This is a genomic window from Nostoc edaphicum CCNP1411, from assembly GCF_014023275.1.
GTDB lineage: Bacteria > Cyanobacteriota > Cyanobacteriia > Cyanobacteriales > Nostocaceae > Nostoc > Nostoc edaphicum_A.
Genome location: NZ_CP054698.1, coordinates 3,009,412 through 3,028,393, shown reverse-complemented (window position 1 = coordinate 3,028,393; position 18,982 = coordinate 3,009,412). Strand labels below are relative to the sequence as shown.

General features: G+C 40.3%; 14 protein-coding genes and 1 pseudogene. 7 read left to right on the top strand and 8 right to left on the bottom strand.

Going from position 1 to position 18,982, the window contains the following annotated elements; translation table 11 throughout:
* Positions 1–21: 21 nt before the first annotated feature.
* Positions 22–804: pseudogene (locus HUN01_RS15140) on the top strand (DNA-methyltransferase).
* Between the two features lie 73 nt (positions 805–877).
* On the opposite strand, the gene HUN01_RS15135 reads toward HUN01_RS15140, so the two are convergent.
* Both HUN01_RS15135 and HUN01_RS15130 read right to left on the bottom strand, forming a co-directional pair.
* Positions 878–1,090, bottom strand: a complete 213-nt coding sequence (locus HUN01_RS15135; protein WP_100899890.1) for a hypothetical protein — start codon at positions 1,088–1,090, stop codon at positions 878–880.
* A 363-nt stretch (positions 1,091–1,453) separates the two neighbouring features.
* Positions 1,454–1,666, bottom strand: a complete 213-nt coding sequence (locus tag HUN01_RS15130; protein ID WP_181932701.1) for a helix-turn-helix domain-containing protein — start codon at positions 1,664–1,666, stop codon at positions 1,454–1,456.
* A gap of 44 nt (positions 1,667–1,710) precedes the next feature.
* Here HUN01_RS15130 and HUN01_RS36100 point away from each other — a divergent pair, with 44 nt between their 5' ends.
* From HUN01_RS36100 to HUN01_RS15120, 3 genes are all read left to right on the top strand, one after another.
* The gene (locus tag HUN01_RS36100; protein WP_257798310.1) at positions 1,711–1,839 is read left to right on the top strand and encodes a hypothetical protein; all 129 of its coding nucleotides are present in this window, start codon (positions 1,711–1,713) and stop codon (positions 1,837–1,839) included.
* A gap of 385 nt (positions 1,840–2,224) precedes the next feature.
* Positions 2,225–3,277, top strand: a complete 1,053-nt coding sequence (locus HUN01_RS15125) for an SGNH/GDSL hydrolase family protein (RefSeq protein ID WP_181931956.1) — start codon at positions 2,225–2,227, stop codon at positions 3,275–3,277.
* Positions 3,278–3,347: 70 nt separating this feature from the next.
* A complete protein-coding gene (locus HUN01_RS15120) occupies positions 3,348–3,704 on the top strand; it encodes a DUF4864 domain-containing protein (RefSeq protein WP_181932700.1) in 357 nt (118 codons plus the stop codon).
* A gap of 10 nt (positions 3,705–3,714) precedes the next feature.
* On the opposite strand, the gene larE is transcribed toward HUN01_RS15120, so the two are convergent.
* Entirely contained in the window at positions 3,715–4,542 is an 828-nt protein-coding gene (gene larE, locus HUN01_RS15115; RefSeq protein WP_181932699.1) for an ATP-dependent sacrificial sulfur transferase LarE, read from the bottom strand.
* A gap of 136 nt (positions 4,543–4,678) precedes the next feature.
* Complete coding sequence (gene hrmK / locus HUN01_RS15110; protein WP_181931955.1) at positions 4,679–6,532, bottom strand: hybrid histidine kinase/response regulator HrmK; 1,854 nt, start codon at positions 6,530–6,532, stop codon at positions 4,679–4,681.
* A 206-nt stretch (positions 6,533–6,738) separates the two neighbouring features.
* Between hrmK and HUN01_RS15105 the strand changes: the two genes are divergently transcribed.
* The gene (locus HUN01_RS15105; RefSeq protein WP_181931954.1) at positions 6,739–7,605 is read left to right on the top strand and encodes a branched-chain amino acid ABC transporter permease; all 867 of its coding nucleotides are present in this window, start codon (positions 6,739–6,741) and stop codon (positions 7,603–7,605) included.
* Positions 7,606–7,626: 21 nt separating this feature from the next.
* On the opposite strand, the gene psaX is transcribed toward HUN01_RS15105, so the two are convergent.
* A complete protein-coding gene (gene psaX, locus HUN01_RS15100) occupies positions 7,627–7,764 on the bottom strand; it encodes a photosystem I protein PsaX (protein ID WP_181931953.1) in 138 nt (45 codons plus the stop codon).
* Between the two features lie 187 nt (positions 7,765–7,951).
* Complete coding sequence (gene lipA / locus HUN01_RS15095) at positions 7,952–8,866, bottom strand: lipoyl synthase (RefSeq protein ID WP_181932698.1); 915 nt, start codon at positions 8,864–8,866, stop codon at positions 7,952–7,954.
* Between the two features lie 236 nt (positions 8,867–9,102).
* Between lipA and HUN01_RS15090 the strand changes: the two genes are divergently transcribed.
* A complete protein-coding gene (locus HUN01_RS15090) occupies positions 9,103–9,774 on the top strand; it encodes a response regulator (protein WP_181931952.1) in 672 nt (223 codons plus the stop codon).
* A 650-nt stretch (positions 9,775–10,424) separates the two neighbouring features.
* Positions 10,425–16,103, top strand: a complete 5,679-nt coding sequence (locus HUN01_RS15085; protein ID WP_181931951.1) for a trifunctional serine/threonine-protein kinase/ATP-binding protein/sensor histidine kinase — start codon at positions 10,425–10,427, stop codon at positions 16,101–16,103.
* A 278-nt stretch (positions 16,104–16,381) separates the two neighbouring features.
* Here the strand turns inward: HUN01_RS15085 and HUN01_RS15080 are convergent, their stop codons facing one another.
* Both HUN01_RS15080 and HUN01_RS15075 read right to left on the bottom strand, forming a co-directional pair.
* Complete coding sequence (locus HUN01_RS15080; RefSeq protein ID WP_181931950.1) at positions 16,382–17,773, bottom strand: cytochrome P450; 1,392 nt, start codon at positions 17,771–17,773, stop codon at positions 16,382–16,384.
* A 148-nt stretch (positions 17,774–17,921) separates the two neighbouring features.
* Entirely contained in the window at positions 17,922–18,887 is a 966-nt protein-coding gene (locus tag HUN01_RS15075) for a terpene synthase family protein (protein WP_181931949.1), read from the bottom strand.
* Between the last annotated feature and the right edge of the window lie 95 nt (positions 18,888–18,982).

Genomic DNA, 18,982 nt, shown 5'->3' with positions numbered 1-18,982 from the left:
GCTGCGTAACAGCTTAATAGTATTAATTTAATTATCACATCACCTCCATTCGCACTCACCCGCAAAAAAGAATACGGTAACGAAACTGCTGAAAAATATATTGAGTGGTTTCTACCTTTTGCTTATGAATTTAAAAGAGTCCTGGCAGATAATGGCTCATTCGTATTAGATTTAGGCGGCGCTTACCTACCTGGTAATCCCGTGCGGAGTATCTACCAATACGAGCTTTTGGTCAGATTATGCAAGGAAGTAGGTTTCTTTCTTGCTCAAGAATTTTACCACTATAATCCGGCTCGACTGCCAACTCCTGCGGAGTGGGTGACAATCAGGCGAATTCGCGTCAAAGATTCAGTCAATACAGTTTGGTAGTTATCTAAAACACCGCATCCTAAAGCAGATAACAGAAAAGTTTTAAAGCCCTATAGCCAAAGTATGAAACAATTACTCAAAAATGGTTATAAGGCAAAAATACGTCCTAGCGGACATGATATTTCTGATAAATTCCAAAAGGATAACCAGGGCGCAATTCCGCCGAATTTGCTAGAAATTGCGAATACTGAATCTAATAGTGCTTATTTACGACGCTGCAAAACAGCAGAAATTAGACCCCATCCAGCACGTTTTCCGCAAGGGTTCGCCGAGTTCTTCATCAAATTCTTAACTGATGAAGGTGATATGGTATTAGATCCATTTGCAGGTTCTAATACAACTGGCTTTGTTGCTGAAACTCTGCAACGCCGATGGATTTCTTTTGAAATTAATGAGAATTATGTAATGGGAAGTCGTTATCGATTTAGCAAATAACCAAATTAAGTGAAGAGTCAGGAGTGAGGAGTTAAAATTTATAACTCATAACTCTTAACTCATAATTACTCACTTAAATTTCTCCATTCACCTGCATTTGATGAACTTGATCCGCTAGCTCTTGACGACCTTGATCATCTAATTTGTCAATAGCTAACATCCCCATCAGAATAACTTCTTTTAGGGTCAAACGTGTCGAATGTGCCTGTTTTTGCACAATCTCTTTAATAATGGGACTGACACCAATCGCTGTACTAGCTCTAGCCACGGAATAAAAGGAAAACACTAATGATTCAGCCTAAATCTTAGCACTTTCAATGAGGTTATTCTCTAGAGGTAAAACTTAATTTAAATGTGTTTCAACCCATACTTCAATGAGTAAACATAAATTTTTAAATTACGTATATAGGACTAGTATTTTATTCTTGAAATATACGTATATTATGTATTGCCGAGAGTACGGTACTACAAGCTTGAAATGGCGCGTTACCCTCTGCTAAAACATCCTACAAGACAACTGAGATTTTTTAAGAAATCAAATATGATTCCTATAGTGAGTTCTAAACTTCTCAGTATGGTAAACTTGATGCTTGCTCACTCAGGACACATCATCGTATGATATCAATATTCTAAACAGTTAAACTTTTGCCTATTCCTCCAGAATTTCCACTAAATTTTCAATCGTCACATCAAAGGTGCGAGCTAATTTGTGGATAGCAGTAAAGTCAACTGTTGTCATTGCCGGACGACGCGCATAACTTCTAACTGTGCTGTAAATTACCCCAGAACGGTCAGAAACTTCCTTTAGTGTCCATCCTTTCTCTTTTGCTAGTTCTCGAATCTTTAATCTGACTAATCCCATATTTGATAACTGATGCATTTGCACCGCTCAATTTAATATGAGAAATGAAAAAGGGTAGACGTGTGCTTCTACAAAAAAGCAAGCTACATGGAGCGTATCGTAGAGAAACCGCTTGTGGTCGGACATCGCCTCTCGGTCTAGCAAACTCTCATGCGATCGCTACAATTTACTGAAAGCTAGAAACATGAAATCAAATGGTTATTTCCTATATTACCAATATCAAAAGCAAAAGCCTCTGTCCTGAGATACTCAAAAATTACTCACTAATCGCCAAGTTTGCAAACACTTACAATATTTGTGACAACTGAGTTGTGGAAAGTGGTCGGTTGATGACAACAATGCTTTCAGTAGAAAGATTCTCACAAACAAGACTTCTATACCACCGAGAAAACCGTACTTTAAAGAGATCGTAAATTGTCAAATATAATCTCGTGAACACGCTTTACAGAACTATACAGTGTAAATAAGAATAATAACTTAACCGAAGTAAAATTTTCCTGAATACAGGCAACTAATGCTGTCATAGGGAAAAGCAGTGAGTAGAGGAGAGAGAAAACGATGAGGGACCCTTATCTGTTGGCAGCAGGCTTGTTAACAGGATTAGCAATACCAGCATCGGCTCTTCCACATCTGTCAATTGTCCTGCCCGAAAGTTCTAAGTTCCTGTGGGATTTAAAACAGGGTTCGCAGGCAATAGTCAGTACAAAAATTATCCCCAGCGTTGATCTCTCCTTACCAGAACTCAGCGGCCAAGCGTTCCAACCCCTAAAAAGTTCGCAGCCAACAGTAGGTGAGAAAAACGTCCCTAGCGTACCAGAATTCAGCAGTCAGGGACTACCAGCCGCAACAGAGTCATTAATCAACCCCAGCGCCCAAGCAACTAGCCTCTTATTGACATCTGGCAATCAGCTTTACTACCAAAGATTGGCGGCTCTGAAAACAGGTCAGATTTATACACGCGTAAATAGTGATAATTTGCAATCATTGTGGGAGTCGATCAAGAAACGTCAACTAACTTATGACGACTGGAAAAGTTTATTAGCTTTAGAAGCAAGAGCGATCGCTCAAGGTCAAGGTGCCAATCATCTAAGTATCTTAGTTGGTGATTCTTTAAGCATGTGGTTTCCTAGAGAAAAACTACCTGCTGGTAAATTGTGGCTAAATCAAGGCATATCTGGAGATACTTCCAGTGGCGTTTTAAAAAGATTGGGAGCATTTTCGGCAACACGGCCAAATGTAATTTACATTATGGCTGGGATTAACGACTTACGAAAAGGCGATAGCGATCAAGCAATTTTGCGTAATTATCGCCGGATTGTCCGTCGTTTACGGCAGACTCATCCCCAAAGTCAAATCATTGTCCAATCAATTTTGCCGACTCGCCTACCAAAACTTTCCAATAGCCGCATTCGTAACATCAACACACAACTAACCCTGATTGCCAAACAAGAAGGCGCTAATTATCTAAATATTTATAGCTGGTTTACGGATATGGAAGGCAATTTGCGCCCAGAGTTGACTACAGATGGATTGCACCTGTCTCAAGAAGGATATGATGTGTGGCGAACAGCACTACAGCAGATAGAATACAAGCTCACTCAGCGTGAGTAATTGAGCGATCGCTTGACCGACATTTTGAGCGATGTCTACGACGGGCTGCGCCTACGCAATTTTGACATTTATGGAAGTTACTGACAGCGATACCATCAACATCCGTTCTGTAATTGAACACCAATTGGCAGCCTTTAAAAAGGATGATGCCCAAGGTGCTTTTGCCTTCGCTAGTCAAGCAATTCAGGCGCAATTCGGAAACCCAGAAAATTTTATGCAGATGGTAAAGACAAGCTATCCGGCAGTATACCGTCCTCGTTCTGTTTTTTTTGAAAAGGTAACATCCATCCAGGGAAACATAACTCAACCAGTGCTGCTACTTTCTCCTGATGGAGTTCCCTTGAGGGCTTTATATTTCATGGAAAAACAGCCCGATAATATCTGGAGGATTAACGGTTGCTTTCTAGTTTCTCTAGAAGGCAAATAAATTAAAAATCTTATGCTTTAACGCCCAAGGCTTCCCGATTTAAAACCTGATTCAACTTACCGCTACGATAACCTTCCAAATCTAAGGTTACATAGATAAATCCAAAATCTTGGAATGCAGAAACTAATGTTTGTAAATCATTAGTCAACACAAACTCTTTAATTTGTTCTGGTGGTAATTCAATGCGTGCTGTATCCCCTTCCGATCGCACACGCAAATTCTGCCAACCTAGCTTTCGCAGATACATTTCTCCTCTACCGACTCGTTGCAACTTAGCGACAGTAATCTCTTCACCGTAAGGAAACCGAGAACTGAGGCAAGGTTGAGCAGGTTTATCCCACCAAGGTAAACCAAGTTGTTGCGAAAGTTGGCGAACTTCAACTTTGCTGACACCCACTTCTGCTAAGGGCGATCGCGCCCCTCTTTCCTTAGCCGCCTGAATTCCTGGGCGATAATCATGCAAATCATCAGCATTTACCCCATCGACTACATAGGGATAACCCAACTCTAAAGCTAAAGGTTTGAGAGTGTCGTGCAATTCACTTTTGCAAAAATAACAGCGATTAACCGGGTTAGAGGTGTAATTGGGATTTTCCATCTCGTGAGTCTGGACGATTTCATGACGAATCCCAATAGTTGCAGCTTGAATTTTGGCGTCTTCCAACTCTTCTGGTAATAGCGAAGGAGAAACAGCAGTGACAGCCAAAGCGCGATCGCCCAACACATCATAAGCAATTTTGGCAACCAAAGTGCTATCAACGCCCCCAGAGTAGGCAATCAACGCCTGCTCCATTTCTCTAAATAAGGCTCTTAATTGCTCAAATTTTTCTGTAAGCATCATTTCCCAATCCTGCCAAAACCCTATAGCACCCAATAAACACTATTGTAGTCATGAATTATGGGGCATTGAGCATGGGGCATTGGGGCAGGGGGAAGTGTCAGAGGAGAGGAATTTTCCCCCTGCTCCCCACTCCTCATTCCTCATCAACCGAGTTTGGTGCTTTACTGTACTTGGCCACCAGACTGGCTAAAAGTGGTAAATCAATTGGTTTAGAAATATAGTCATCTACTCCCGCGGCTAGACAAGTTTCGCGATCGCCTTTCATTGCCATTGCTGTTTGAATAATTACCGGAATCGTCCGATATTGTGGATGTTCTCGCAGTTGTTGCACCAAGTTAAGACCATTTCCATCTGCTAGATAAACATCCATTAAAATCACCACAGGCTCTAACTCAGTTAGAGTTTCCCACATCTCGGCAGCATTCTTAACCCAAGTCACTTGATATCCCAATTTACGTAGATAAATTTGCATCAAATCAGCGTTGGGTAAGTCATTTTCTACCAGCAAAATTTCTACAGAAGAACTAGGGGTGAAAGGCAGAGGATATGAGGAAAATTTTGCTTCCCTTGCTCCCTCATCTTCCCCTACTTCCTCATCTCCTCCCACTCCCACCTCTTGCTTAAGGGGAAGTACGAGGGTAAAACGGGAGCCGCGATCTACTTCAGATTCAACTTTCACCGAACCACCATGAATTTGGGCAAGTTTCTGAGTCACTGCTAAACCCAAACCAGTACCTTCAACACCATCAGCTACGGCCTTGGCAATTTGGAAATAGGGTTGAAACAGTTGAATTTGGTCTTCTTGAGAAATGCCACTGCCAGTATCCCAAACTGTAAAATGCACAGATACACCTTTGGAAACAACCTGTAAACCAACACTTCCTTTACTAGTAAACTTTAGGGCGTTGAAGAGTAAATTCAACAGCATTTGCTTGAGTCGTAAGGGGTCAGCTACTAGGGTTGTGATATCAGGTTCAAGTTCTAAGCACAGTTTCAAACCCTTATTTGCGGCTTTCTCTTTCACCAGTGCCAAAACGTTGCTACACAGCACTGGCACATCTACTTTTTCCCACTGCACTTCCAGCTGATTTGCTTCAATTTTAGAGAGATCCAAAATATCATTAATCAGAGCTAGCAGGTGCTTGCCGCTAGACTGAATGATATTTAAATACTCTTGCTGGCGTTCTCTAGTTGGTTCGTACCCTGGAGCTAAAAGCAGGTGGGTAAAACCAATAATAGAACTAAGTGGTGTGCGAATTTCGTGACTGGTATTTGCCAAAAACTGATTTTTGAGTTGATTGGTGCGCTCCAATTCTTGATTAGAATTACTTAACTGTTGATACCGTTGCTCCCAAGATAGGATGTGTCTAAGTTGCACCAAAGCTGTAGTACAGTACTTGGCAGACCTTGCCATCAATTGTGATCTGAGTTGAGCTTGTGATTGTATGAGCGACTCACGATCAGAGCTTAGGGGCGTTGCCGCGATAATTAGCCAACCTATGACGCTGCCAGAATCATCAGCCAACCGCCAAGCACTGGGTGGTTGTTGATTCTCAAGCTGTTGCAAATCTTCGAGTTTTATGACCTCTTGCAATCTCAACAGCAGCTTTTTTTCTGCTGTCAGCACTTCTAGAAATAAAGGTTGTGAGTTTGGGGATGGAGAACGAGAAATATAGCAAACTGTGGCAACAGTTTCTTGTGGTTGAAACAGAGCGATGCCTACGGCACAATCTGCAAGCACCAGATTACTGCTGTTAACAGCACTGTTAATTTCGTTAACCACAGTTTGGAGAATTTCCGCTTGTGCGGCTCCTGCCTGTGGGACAGTGTTACAAGCAGAAAGCAGGCAATCATTAAGGCGACTTTGCAACTTGTTCAAGCTGCTCTCCAGCCACAGCTGTGCGCGAAGTTGCTCAATTGTTCTCAAAAGTTTTGGCGTTACATCTATCTGTGAGTTCTGGTCTGATAAGCTTGAATACTGCTGCATGGTCAACTAGACCGCTGAACAAGTTTAGCTTCGCATAAAAATCCGAATAGGATTCTATGTATATTAGCCGACAATTCTTTTTTATTTATAAACCATAACTTATGTTGTTATAAACCATAGCTTATGATGTCGAGTTTAGCAGCTAGACCAAAAAAAATATTTTATGAGCCACTGACCTAAAATTTTTTAAAAGCAACTTAAGACTTATGGATACACAATTCGCCCAACTAATCGTTAATGGGATTGCGGTGGGGAGCATTATTGCTTTAGCCGCAGTCGGACTCACTCTTACCTATGGAATTTTACGGCTATCGAACTTTGCTCATGGTGACTTTCTCACTTTAGGAGCCTATCTGACTTGGCTGATAAACACTATTGGAGTTAATATTTGGCTGTCAATGATTTTGGCGGCGGTGGGAACAGTAGCAGCAATGCTGTTATCGGAAAAGTTGTTATGGTCAAAGATGCGCTCTATTCGTGCTACTTCCACTACGCTGATTATTATTTCTATCGGACTTGCCTTATTTCTTCGCAATGGGATTATTTTTATCTGGGGTGGCAAGAACCAAAATTATAATTTACCTGTTACTCCGGCTTTAGATATTTTGGGTTTAAAAGTGCCGCAAAATCAATTATTGGTATTGGGGTTGGCGGTGCTAGCAATTTTGGCGCTGCATTACCTGCTGCAAAATACCAAAATTGGCAAGGCAATGCGAGCAGTTGCCGACGATCTGGACTTAGCTAGGGTTTCAGGTATCAATGTCGACCGAGTAATTTTCTGGACTTGGCTAATTGCCGGCACTCTTACGTCATTGGGTGGAAGTATGTATGGGTTAATTACAGCCGTGCGCCCCAATATGGGTTGGTTTCTAATTTTACCATTATTTGCCTCAGTAATACTTGGTGGCATTGGCAATCCCTACGGTGCGATCGCAGCAGCTTTTATCATTGGCATCGTCCAGGAAATTAGCACTCCTTGGCTGGGTTCACAGTATAAACAAGGTGTAGCACTATTGATCATGATTTTGGTGCTACTCATTCGTCCCAAAGGTTTATTCAAAGGAACGATTTGAGCAGCACCATTCCACTTCTAATTATTCAATAATGTGGAAATAGTAGGCTGCTACCAGGAAATTGATAGCCAATAAGAACAGTGCCCAGCCTGTGCGATAAGCGTAGGGAGGTTTAGCTCCACTGTCGGCAACTGCGGAATTCTTAGCTTTAGCAGTCATAATGCGATTCTCCTAATGTCAGGACTTTTTAAGAAATACCAAACTGGCGTACCAAATACCCAAATTCTTTAAGAATATTTGTGTGAAGTTGGGAATTGGGCACAACAGTTCCGAGTTCCGAGTTCCGAGTTCTGAGTAAAGAAGTAAGATTTCCCACTCAGCACTCAGCACTCAGCACTCAGCACTACTACTTCCCCACTCCCTCCTCTCCAGCATGATAGGAACTGCGAACCAGAGGCCCAGAACGAACATGATTGAATCCCATTTCCCATGCTAATATGCCAAGTTGCTCGAATTCCTCTGGATTCCAATATTTTTGGACTGGCAGATGTTCAAGAGTTGGACGCATATACTGCCCGATAGTCAGGCGATCGCACCCCACAGCCCTTAAATCGGTCATTGCTTCAACGACTTCATCAAGTGTTTCTCCGTGTCCTAGCATCAAACCTGATTTGGTGGGAATTGTCGGATCGATTTCTTTGACTATAGCCAGCACCAAGAGCGAGCGATCGTACTTGGCACCCCGACGCACTGGCCCAGTTAACCGTCGTACTGTCTCAATATTGTGATTGAAACAAGCTGGTTTGGCTTTCACAATCATCGCTATCCGCTGGCGTTGACCTGATTCCCCAACACCAGCACCACCCCAAAAATCTGGGGTCAGCACCTCAATTTGAGTCTCTGGGTTTAACTGGCGGATAGTCGCGATCGTCTGCACAAAGTGCCCTGCGCCTTGATCGGGCAAGTCATCACGAGCTACAGAAGTCAGCACCACATAACGCAATCCTAAAAGCTGCACCGCCTGTGCGATCTTTTGGGGTTCCTCTAAATCAAGAGGCATTGGTGCATGACCTTTATCTACTTGACAGAAAGCACAAGAGCGTGTGCAAGTAGGCCCCATTAGTAAGAAAGTTGCAGTTTTTTGGGCATAGCACTCTCCCCGGTTGGGACAGCGTCCTTCTTCGCAAATCGTGTGAATCTGGCGCTGCTTAATAATGCGTTGTACGGTAGAGATTTCACTGGCTTTGCCAATAGGGCGACGTAACCAGCTAGGCATTGCCATAATTTCAGACTTGAGTTCGGCTTGTTGTGACGAAATCATAGACATTCAAGCAAGATCCAAAGGAACTGTGGGGCAAGTTTAAGCTTTAAATATCACGATGACATAAATTGCCCATAACAAAAATAGAAGTTTTGCAAAACACATCTAGCAATGTCATTTATACCGAAATATACTATCCCCCAATTGCTAGAAATTTTGTATATAGTGGGAGGATTCTCAAGGACAATCGGCAAGGCCGCTATTTACACTTATAGTTTCTGTTAGAGCAAACAGTCGTGGCAAGCAACAAGATTTTAGTTATCGATGACACTACAGTTGTCAGAGTAAAAGTACGAGAAATGTTGCCTCCGGGCAATTTTGAGGTACTGGAAGCAAAAGATGGTTTGGAAGGACTAAATTTTATCCTTCAGGAAAAACTCAGCCTGATTATGCTGGATTTCCTGTTGCCTAAAATGAGTGGCTGGGAGGTTTTCCAGAAAGTTCAAGCCGATCCGGAGTTAAGGAAAATTCCTTTAGTGATTATGTCTGGTCGCAAGGAAGAGGTGACCGAGAAAATTACAGAACCCTTTGAATATTTTGAATTTCTGGGCAAGCCTTTTGATCAGAAGCAACTAATTAGCGCAATTAAGTTAGCTATGACCAAGGCGAAACAGCCGCGCCCAGAACTCGTAGCAGTAGGAGCAGCAGTTGCTGTTAAAAATAGCACGGCTACAGCTTCTGGTGTTGCAACTGCTACGATGCCTACGGTGGCAAGCAACGTAGCCCCTAGTGTCGCAAATACTGCGATGCCTACGGCGGCAAGCAACGCAGATCCTAGTACTGGAGGAGTCTCCAACGCAGAAATTAATGCGTTGAACGAGAAAATTGTCAAAATGCAAGCAGAAATTGATGGTTTGAAGAAACAGCTAACTCAGGTTGTGACTTTTATTAAACAAAAAATCAAGTAGCATTTGTACTCCTTATTATTATCGCAGCCAAAAATACACCGTCTCTAATAACGGGTGTCCGATTAAAAGCGGGTAAAAATAGTTAGTTCAAAAACACTTATGTTGACAAATCAACGTTGACAACAAAATTCAAAAACAGGAAAAAATAACTAGCGATTATCTGCACCTCTATAATTTCTGAATTTTGAATTTTAAATTATCCATACTCCTATGGTGAAGTCAGCTACACATAGCGTCTTTACATGAGAAGGAGTTGAACTCAGTTGTTAGTCTAGAAAATCAGCCCAATACTCATGAAACCTGCCACAGTTTCCTCTTAAGCTAAGGAGAACGGCAGGCTTTTTTGTTATTTAGTCTGCTCATCCAAAATCTGCATCAAAATTTGCAAGCTAGTCCATAGATAAAAAGTAACAAGAGCAAATATTTGTCAGATACATTTGGTAGCAATATCCTTATAAACCTTATAGCTTTATACCAAAGTTAGCCTTTCCATAATTACATAGTTCAAGATTCAGATATTCGCGAAAATTATATTATAAATTATATTTTTTAAGACAAATTAAACAAAAAAAAAGCCTATTTAATGATACGGACAGTCTTAGCACGGGAATAATAAGCCATAGAAACAAGAATTATGAGCATAGTTTGCAATGTTAGTAGTATTAGATACTTTATATGCATTTCCTGGTTATCGCATTACCGAGGATATTTACTCAGGTAGTAAAACCCTGGTTTATCGGGCCATTAGAGAAAAAGACAAAAAACCAGTCGTTCTCAAATTGATGCGGAACGAATATCCGACGTTCGCGGAAATCGCCCAGTTCCGAAATCAATATATCATCACCAAAAACCTTGAGCTTCCTGGCATAGTCAAAACTTATAGCTTAGAAAGCTACCGTAACAGCTACGTCTTAGTAATGGAAGATTTTGGCGGCATTTCCCTCCAAGACTGGCGACTGGAGGACAAGGGGAAGAAGGAAAACTGGCTTTCCCTCAATGAGTTTTTCCATATTGCTATTAAAATTGCTTCTACCCTTGAAGGACTGCATCGCGATCGCATCATTCACAAAGACATCAAGCCTGCCAATATCCTAATAAACCCTACCACAGATGAAATAAAACTCATCGACTTTAGTATTGCCACCCTCCTACCAAGAGAAATCCAATTTCTTACGAATCCCAACATCTTAGAAGGCACCCTGGCTTACATTTCCCCAGAACAAACTGGAAGGATGAACCGAGGTATCGACTACCGCACTGATTTTTATTCCCTTGGTGTTACTTTCTTTCAACTCCTTACCGGACAGTTACCCTTCACCAGCAAAGATCCGATGGAGTTAGTTTACTCTCACATTGCCAAACAACCGCCAAGAGCAAGCCGAATTAACTCTAATATTCCATCAATTTTGTCTGACATCATCAGTAAGCTAATGGCAAAAAATGCCGAAGACCGCTATCAGAGTGTCTTGGGGTTAAAGCATGACTTAGAGATGTGCCAAAACCAGTGGCAAGAAACAGGAAATATTGCACCCTTTGAACTAGGTGTGAGAGACGTCTCAGATCGTTTCGTAATCCCTGAAAAACTCTATGGTCGCCAAAGTGAAGTTGAAACCCTACTTGCTGCTTTTAAGCGCGTTACAGAGGGGGCAACAGAAATGATCTTAGTCGCGGGTTTCTCTGGCATTGGCAAAACGGCTGTGGTCAATGAAGTCCACAAACCGATTGTGCGGCAGCGTAGTTACTTCATCAAAGGAAAATTTGACCAGTTTCAACGCAATATTCCTTTATCAGGATTGGTGCAAGCCTTTCGGGATTTAATCGGGCAACTGCTCTCGGAAACTGATGCCCAAATTCAACGCTGGAAAGCCAAAATTCTGCGGGAATTGGGTACACAAACTCAGGTGATTATTGATGTAATTCCTGAACTCGAACAAATTATTGGCAAGCAACCTCCGGTTACAGAACTGTCTGGTAGTGCTGCCCAAAATCGGTTCAATGTATTGTTTCAAAAATTCATCCAAATATTCACAACGAAAGAACATCCTTTAGTTCTCTTTATTGATGACTTGCAATGGGCAGATATAGCTTCTTTAAAATTAATTCAGTTATTAATGTGTGAAAGAGCATTGTCTTCTCTATCAAACGATACAGAACAGATGTTTGAAAACAAGGGTGGATTCTTGTTAGTTGGTTCCTATCGAGATAATGAAGTTTCCAAAGCACATCCACTCTATTTGACATTACAGGAGGTTGAACAATCAGGAGCAATTATTAATACGATCACCCTAGCACCATTAAATCAGGGTGACTTAAATCATCTCATTGCTGATAGCCTACATTGTCCTGAAGTAGTTGCGGTTCCTCTCACCCAGATGGTCTTTGCCAAAACTAAAGGCAACCCCTTCTTTTCCGTTCAATTTCTCAAATCTTTAAACGATGATGGCTTAATCGTATTAAACTTTGATGTTGGTTATTGGCAATATGATATTTCAAAAGTTAAAAAATTAGCTCTCACAGATGATGTAGTAGAATTTATCGGACTGCAAATAGAAAAATTGCCCATATATACCCAAAAAGTTCTGAAGCTTGCTGCCTGTATTGGTAATCAATTTGACTTAAAAACTTTAGCGCTTGTCCATGAAAAATCTGTAGTAGATACTGCATCAGACTTGTGGCAAGCATTACTTGATGGTCTAGTTTTACCACAGACTGAAAATTACAACATCTTTTCAAAAGATAATACTAATCAAGAATTTATTGTTCATGGAATAGAATCTACACAATTTCCAATTTCTAATTTACAGTTACCTAAATATAAATTTGTCCATGACCGCGTGCAGCAAGCTGCTTATTCTTTAATTACCGAAGAAGAAAAAAAGCCAATTCACTTAAAAATTGGGCTACTATTATTCAACAATATTCCTGTTGCAGAACAGGAAGAAAAGATTTTTGAACTTGTTAATCAATTTAATATCGCAGCGGAATTTATCTCCCCTCAAGCTAAACGAGATGAACTGGCCCAGATGAATCTAATTGCTGGACGTAAAGCTTTAGCATCAACAGCTTATCTTGCTGCTGTGAAGTATTTAACTACTGGTATTCAATTGCTGACAGATGATAGTTGGCAGACGAAATATGAGCTAATCCTAGCTTTGTATGAGACAGCCGCAGAGGCGGCGTACTTGGACGGCGACTTTGAGCAAACCGAGCAGTTAGCAGAGATAGTGTTGGCACGAGGGAAAACTCTCATAGATAAAGTTAAAGTTTACAAAGTAAAAATTAAAGTCTATGGAGCGCAAAACCAAGCACTCAAAGGAATTAATACTGCACTAGCTTTTTTGAAGCTTTTTGGAGTGGAGTTTCCTAAACATCCAAGCCAATCTGATGTTCAGCTAGTAATGGCAGAAATAGCATCAAATCTAGCTGGGAGGCGTATTGAAGATTTAATTAATCTGCCAGAAATGACAGAAGCTAAAATACTGGCAGTTATGAGTATTCTATCAACTACTCATGCTTTGACCTATCAAGCTATTCCTGAGCTATTCCCACTTATTCTTGTTAAACAGATAAACTTATCCCTACAATATGGCAACGCACCATTGTCTGCCTTTGTCTATGTTAATTATGGACTAATACTGTGTGCGCTAGTGGGAGATATTGAGTCCGGCTATCAATTTGGTAAACTAGCTGTAAATCTTTTGTCTAGGTTACAAATTAAAGAAATTAGTGCGAAAGTACTTGGATCTTTTCATCCACTTGTTAGACCTTGGAAGGAGCAAGCCAAGGAAATATTAAAACCTTTGTTGGAAGCTTACTCTATCGGTATTCAAACAGGAGATTTAGAGTACGCAGCTTATTCTCTACACGCTTATTCTTACTGTTCATATTTTATCGGTAGAGAACTGTCAGGGCTAGAACAAGAAATGGCAAATTACAATAATGCCATTAGACAAATCAAGCAAGAAACAGTATTTCAATGGGGTACTGTTTATCGGCAGAGTGTATTGAACTTGCTAGGGCGTGCAGAAAATTCGTCTTGTTTAATTGGTGAAGTTTATAACGAAGATAAAATGCTGCCGATTCACTTGGAAACTAAAGATGGACTCGGACTTCTATATCTGTATGTCAGCAAACTTCATCTCTGTTATCTATTTCATGAATTCCATCAGGCAGTTGAAAATGCCACACTGGCGAAAAAATATTTAGATGCAGCAACAGGACATCTAGTTATTCCAGTTTTCCATTTTTATGATTCTTTGGCAGGTCTGGCTGTGTATTCTGACGTATCCGGCTCTGAGCAAAAATCCATTCTCGATCGGGTTCAAGCCAATCAAGAAAAAATGGAGCATTGGGCACATCATGCTCCAATGAATTATTTGCACAAATATTATCTTGTAGAGGCTGAACGCTATCGGATTGGAAGTAAATATCTCGAAGCAATGGAATTCTACGATCGCGCTATCTTGCTTGCCAAAGAACATGAGTATATTAATGAAGAAGCCCTTGCTCAAGAACTTACTGCCAAATTCTATTTAGAATGGGGTAAACATAAGATTGCCCAAACCTACCTAATAGATGCTTACTATAGCTATGTTCGCTGGGGAGCGTTAGCCAAAGTTGACGATTTGGCAAAACGCTATTCCCAATTACTGGCTCCTATGTTTCAGCAAGAAAAACTGAGTATCCATTCCAGCGAGGAAAGCACTTCTTTACATAACACATCTATATCATCTTTATCTACCCTGAGTAATCAACAAACTGTTATTGGCTCGAAGACAAGTATTTCTGATTCTCTGGATTTAGCCGCATTCATTAAAGCATCTCAAGCACTCTCTGGCGAAATCGAGCTTGAGCGACTACTTTCTACTTTGATGGAAGTTGTGATGGAGAATGCAGGAGCTTCTAAATGCGCTTTAATTTTGAGTGAAGGTGATAACTTAGCATTAACTGTTACAGCAGTTTGTTCAAGTTCAAATTTTGATCATACCCACACCGAGTTTCCATCAACTTCTTTGGAGTCAAGTTACGATGTTCCCATTACTTTGATTAACTACGTTAAACGATCTAGAGAAATTTTGGTTATTGATGATGCAATGACTGTTTCCTTTTTAGTAGGTGATAGCTACATTCTGAGTGAAGAACCTAAGAGTTTGTTGTCTATACCTCTTCTAAATCAAGGTAAATTGATTGGAATTATTTACCTAGAAAATCATTTAACGACAGGAGCATTTACACGCGATCGCATAGAAATCCTTAAACTCCTTACTACTCAAGCAGCAATATCCCTAGAGAATGCTATCCTCTACAGAAATTTGGCACAAGCTAAAGAAAGCTTGGAGGAATACAACCATACCCTAGAGGAAAAAGTCCAGGAAAGAACGCAGGAACTCAACGACAAAAATCACTGTTTGCAACAAACTCTACAAGAATTGCAACGTACCCAAATCCAATTGATTCAAAGTGAAAAAATGTCTTCTTTAGGACAAATGGTGGCAGGAATTGCCCATGAAATCAATAACCCTATTAACTTTATTAATGGCAATATTACTCATGCTAGTGAGTATGTCCAAGATTTGCTGGATTTGGTAGTTGCTTATCAGCAGGAATATCCCCGTCCTTCGCCTTTAATTGAGGAAAAAGCTGAGGAGATTGATATAGATTTTCTATCAGAAGACTTGCCAAAGATTCTAGATTCAATGAAAGTGGGGAGTTCGCGTATCCGGAATATTGTTTTAGGCTTACGCAACTTTTCTCGCCTAGATGAATCTGAGATGAAGCCTGTGGATGTTCATGAGGGAATAGACAACAGCTTAATGATTTTACAACACCGATTTAAAGAAAAGAGCAATTTTACTGAAATTGAAGTCATCAAAGAATACGGAAAATTACCGGAAGTTATTTGTTACCCTGGTCAACTCAATCAGGTGTTTATGAATATCTTGAGTAATGCAATCGATGCTTTACAAGAGGCATTTTTCATTGATCATCCATCATTGGTAAATGACAAAGAACAAACAACAAAACAAATAGACGCGTCAGCGGCTTCTCATAGAGTAGGACAAATTCACATCTTTACTGAACTAACAGATTATAATACGGCGATAATTAAGATTGCCGATAACGGTTCTGGTATGACAAAAGCAGTGCAGCAGAAAATCTTTGACCCATTTTTTACCACTAAGTCGGTAGGAAGTGGTACGGGGTTGGGGTTGTCGATTAGCTATCAGATTATTGTGGACAAACACAAGGGTAGTTTAACCTGTGATTCCACATTAGGAAAGGGGACTGAGTTTACTATTGAGATACCGATGCAACAGTCAGATATCTAGACTATGGCAATTTTATTTTATTTTATTTGCTCTCTACTGAGATGCTCAGATCCCCGACTTCTTGAAACAGTCGGGGATCTTTTTGTTCGTAACTCTTGCACGGATTGCTATAGTAACACTTCTTTTAAAATACAAAGTTGGGTTAAGTAAAATGAAACCAAACATTTGTAAGTTTGTCGAGTTTTGCTCCACTCGACCCAGTCTAAAATTCTAAAAACCCAGTTTTTGTGACAAACTAGGTGATTTCTAAGACTCATCAAAACAACTCTGACAAGCTACTAGGATACGGATGCAGTTTTCATCTTCACTAAAGACTCTAAAGGCTCACGTCGTCCTGTAACTATCATCTTGATTCCACTAGCAGGTGCTAGGGTAAAACCTCGGCGCTGAAGTCGCTCAGGTTGCTCATTAACTAATGCGAACTGATAACGTGACAGGATGGTGGCTAATACTAGTTTCATTTGAAATAAGGCTAAAGCCTCACCCATACAACGACGGACACCACCACCAAAAGGCAGAAATTCATAGGGAGAAAATTGGCGTTCTATAAAGCGCTCTGGTCGAAACTCCTTAGGTTGAGGATATAAATCTTCGCGTTGATGAGTAAGATAAACACTGGGAAGCAATACTGTTCCAGTCTCTAAAGGATGTCCCAAAAGTTCAACTGATTCTCGTACCACTCTAGGGAATAAAATCATCAAAACAGGATGAATTCGCAAGGTTTCATTACAGACAGCAGTGAGATATGGTAGCCGATAAATGCTCATAGGATCTGGGAAATCACCAAGGGTATCCAGTTCCTTGAAAAGTTTTTCACGGACTAGCGGCTTATGGTAAATCCAATAGAATCCCCAAGCTATTGCTGTTGCAGTAGTTTCATATCCTGCAATTATTAGGCTCATCAACTGATCGCGCAATTGATGATCTGTCATTAATTGACCAGTTTCATCTTGAGCTGACATCAGTAAGGAGAGGATATCGACGCGTTCTGAATTAGGTTTTTGTCGGCGTTCGGCAATTTCGGCATAGAGCAATTGATAGATTGTCTCCCGATCGCGCAGAAACTTTCCCCAAGGACTCCAAGCTCCTAAATCCTGTTGCAAGAATCGGAAAAAGAAAAAACTGGAAGTGACAGGTGAGCGAAACAAATCTAACATCAATGGCAGTAGATGCTTAAGTTTCTCAAATCTTTCTCCTTCATACAAGCCTAATACAATCTGTAAGATGAGTTCCAAGGATATGTTCTGTGCGACATTACGAGCCAAAAAGGGCTGATCAAGTGGTAACTGACTAAAAACTCTATCGCTCAGATTACAGATTAGTTGGCCGTAGACTTGCATTCGCTGTCCATGAAAACAAGGCGTCATCAATTGTCGTAGCCATTTGTGAGGACTGCCATCAAGCATGAGGATTGAATTTTCTCCCACAAAGGCTTCAGTAATTCTGTTGAGTTCACCAGCAGCTACAAATTTCTTTCTATCATTCGTTAAAATTTCTTGGATTGCCTGAGGATGATTCACAAATACTATAGTGTCCCCAAAGCCAATTGTCCTACCAGTAAAAATATCCGGATATTTTTGAGTTGCATTTTCCATGTAGCCCACAGGGTCAGCAACCCAATGAAGCTTTTGTAGTAAAGAAGGAGTTTTGAGAGGATTAGGTAGTTGCATGTGAATTTTAAGTCCAAACCAAAATCTAAAATTGTATTAGCAGGGATAAACCTTTAACAGAATAAGATGGGGTTCATCTGTGATCAACTTTCAAGGCACTAGTGTACCTCTTAGGTATTTTTATTTGTTCTCAAAATAGAGTGAAATTTTATTGAGTTAACTCCAATCTTTCTATAGTTTGGTAGCGACCAGAGTGATAATACCAAGTCAGGTTAGCAGATATCCAGCTATGTATTCCTGATATGTAATTGGCAAGTTCAGTATCTAATTGTTCTCCAAAAGATGGAATAGATAATTCAAACTCTTTTAAGTGGCATAATTCTTGATCGTGTATTTTGCTAGCTGCAATAATTGATGTTTCTAAAGAAAGATTTTGTTGATAATGAATTAGTAATACTAAATTATGAACATCGCCACTTGACATTTCTCTATGTACAGAGAAAATATCATTACACCAGGCAAGAATGTTAATTGTCATCACTTTTAACTCTTTCATCACCTCATGATTCCGAAGAAAATCAGGAATTGTTAAATGATTACAAAATTCCATCAATGCAAGGCAAAGATACCCCCCTAAACTTAACCTACGTATAAGCATATAACTCTCAATATCGGGTGTAATTTCTTGTGCTCGGTTAATTGCTTCTTGGACACATCCATCGAAGTAGCCTTCATAGCGAGCAACAAAGTAATGAAACCATTCTTGACTGCTTCTTTGAAGTATCCGTTTTCGTAAATCATTTAAGGCATAAGCAAGTGGTATATCCTTACTCGTAAGTTCTGCGCCATTCAATACTTCCAAAAATCTTCTATGAAAATCTTTGAGAACATTAGGTTCTCTTCCTAAATTTGATAAATCACATTGGTCATCCCAAATAAACACCCAGCTTAACCAATCATTTGCAATTTTCAATTCTTCAAGCTGGCAGTTAGGATAAGCACTTGCTGCTAGGAAGAAAAACTTTGATTTGCAAAAACGCCTATAAGATGATTCATTAGCCAAGAGGTTAAAGCGAGTTACCCATTCAAGAGCATACTCTTCTAGAACATCAACATGCTTATTAATCTGGGATGGAAATGGACAGTATAGACCAGGGTAAAGTAATTGGTTCATAAAAAGTGTATTAGTTTTAAGTACTGAGAAAAAATGAATTGCATTAGAAGAAAGACAATATCTCAATAAATTTATTAAGAGTCTTTGAAAAAACT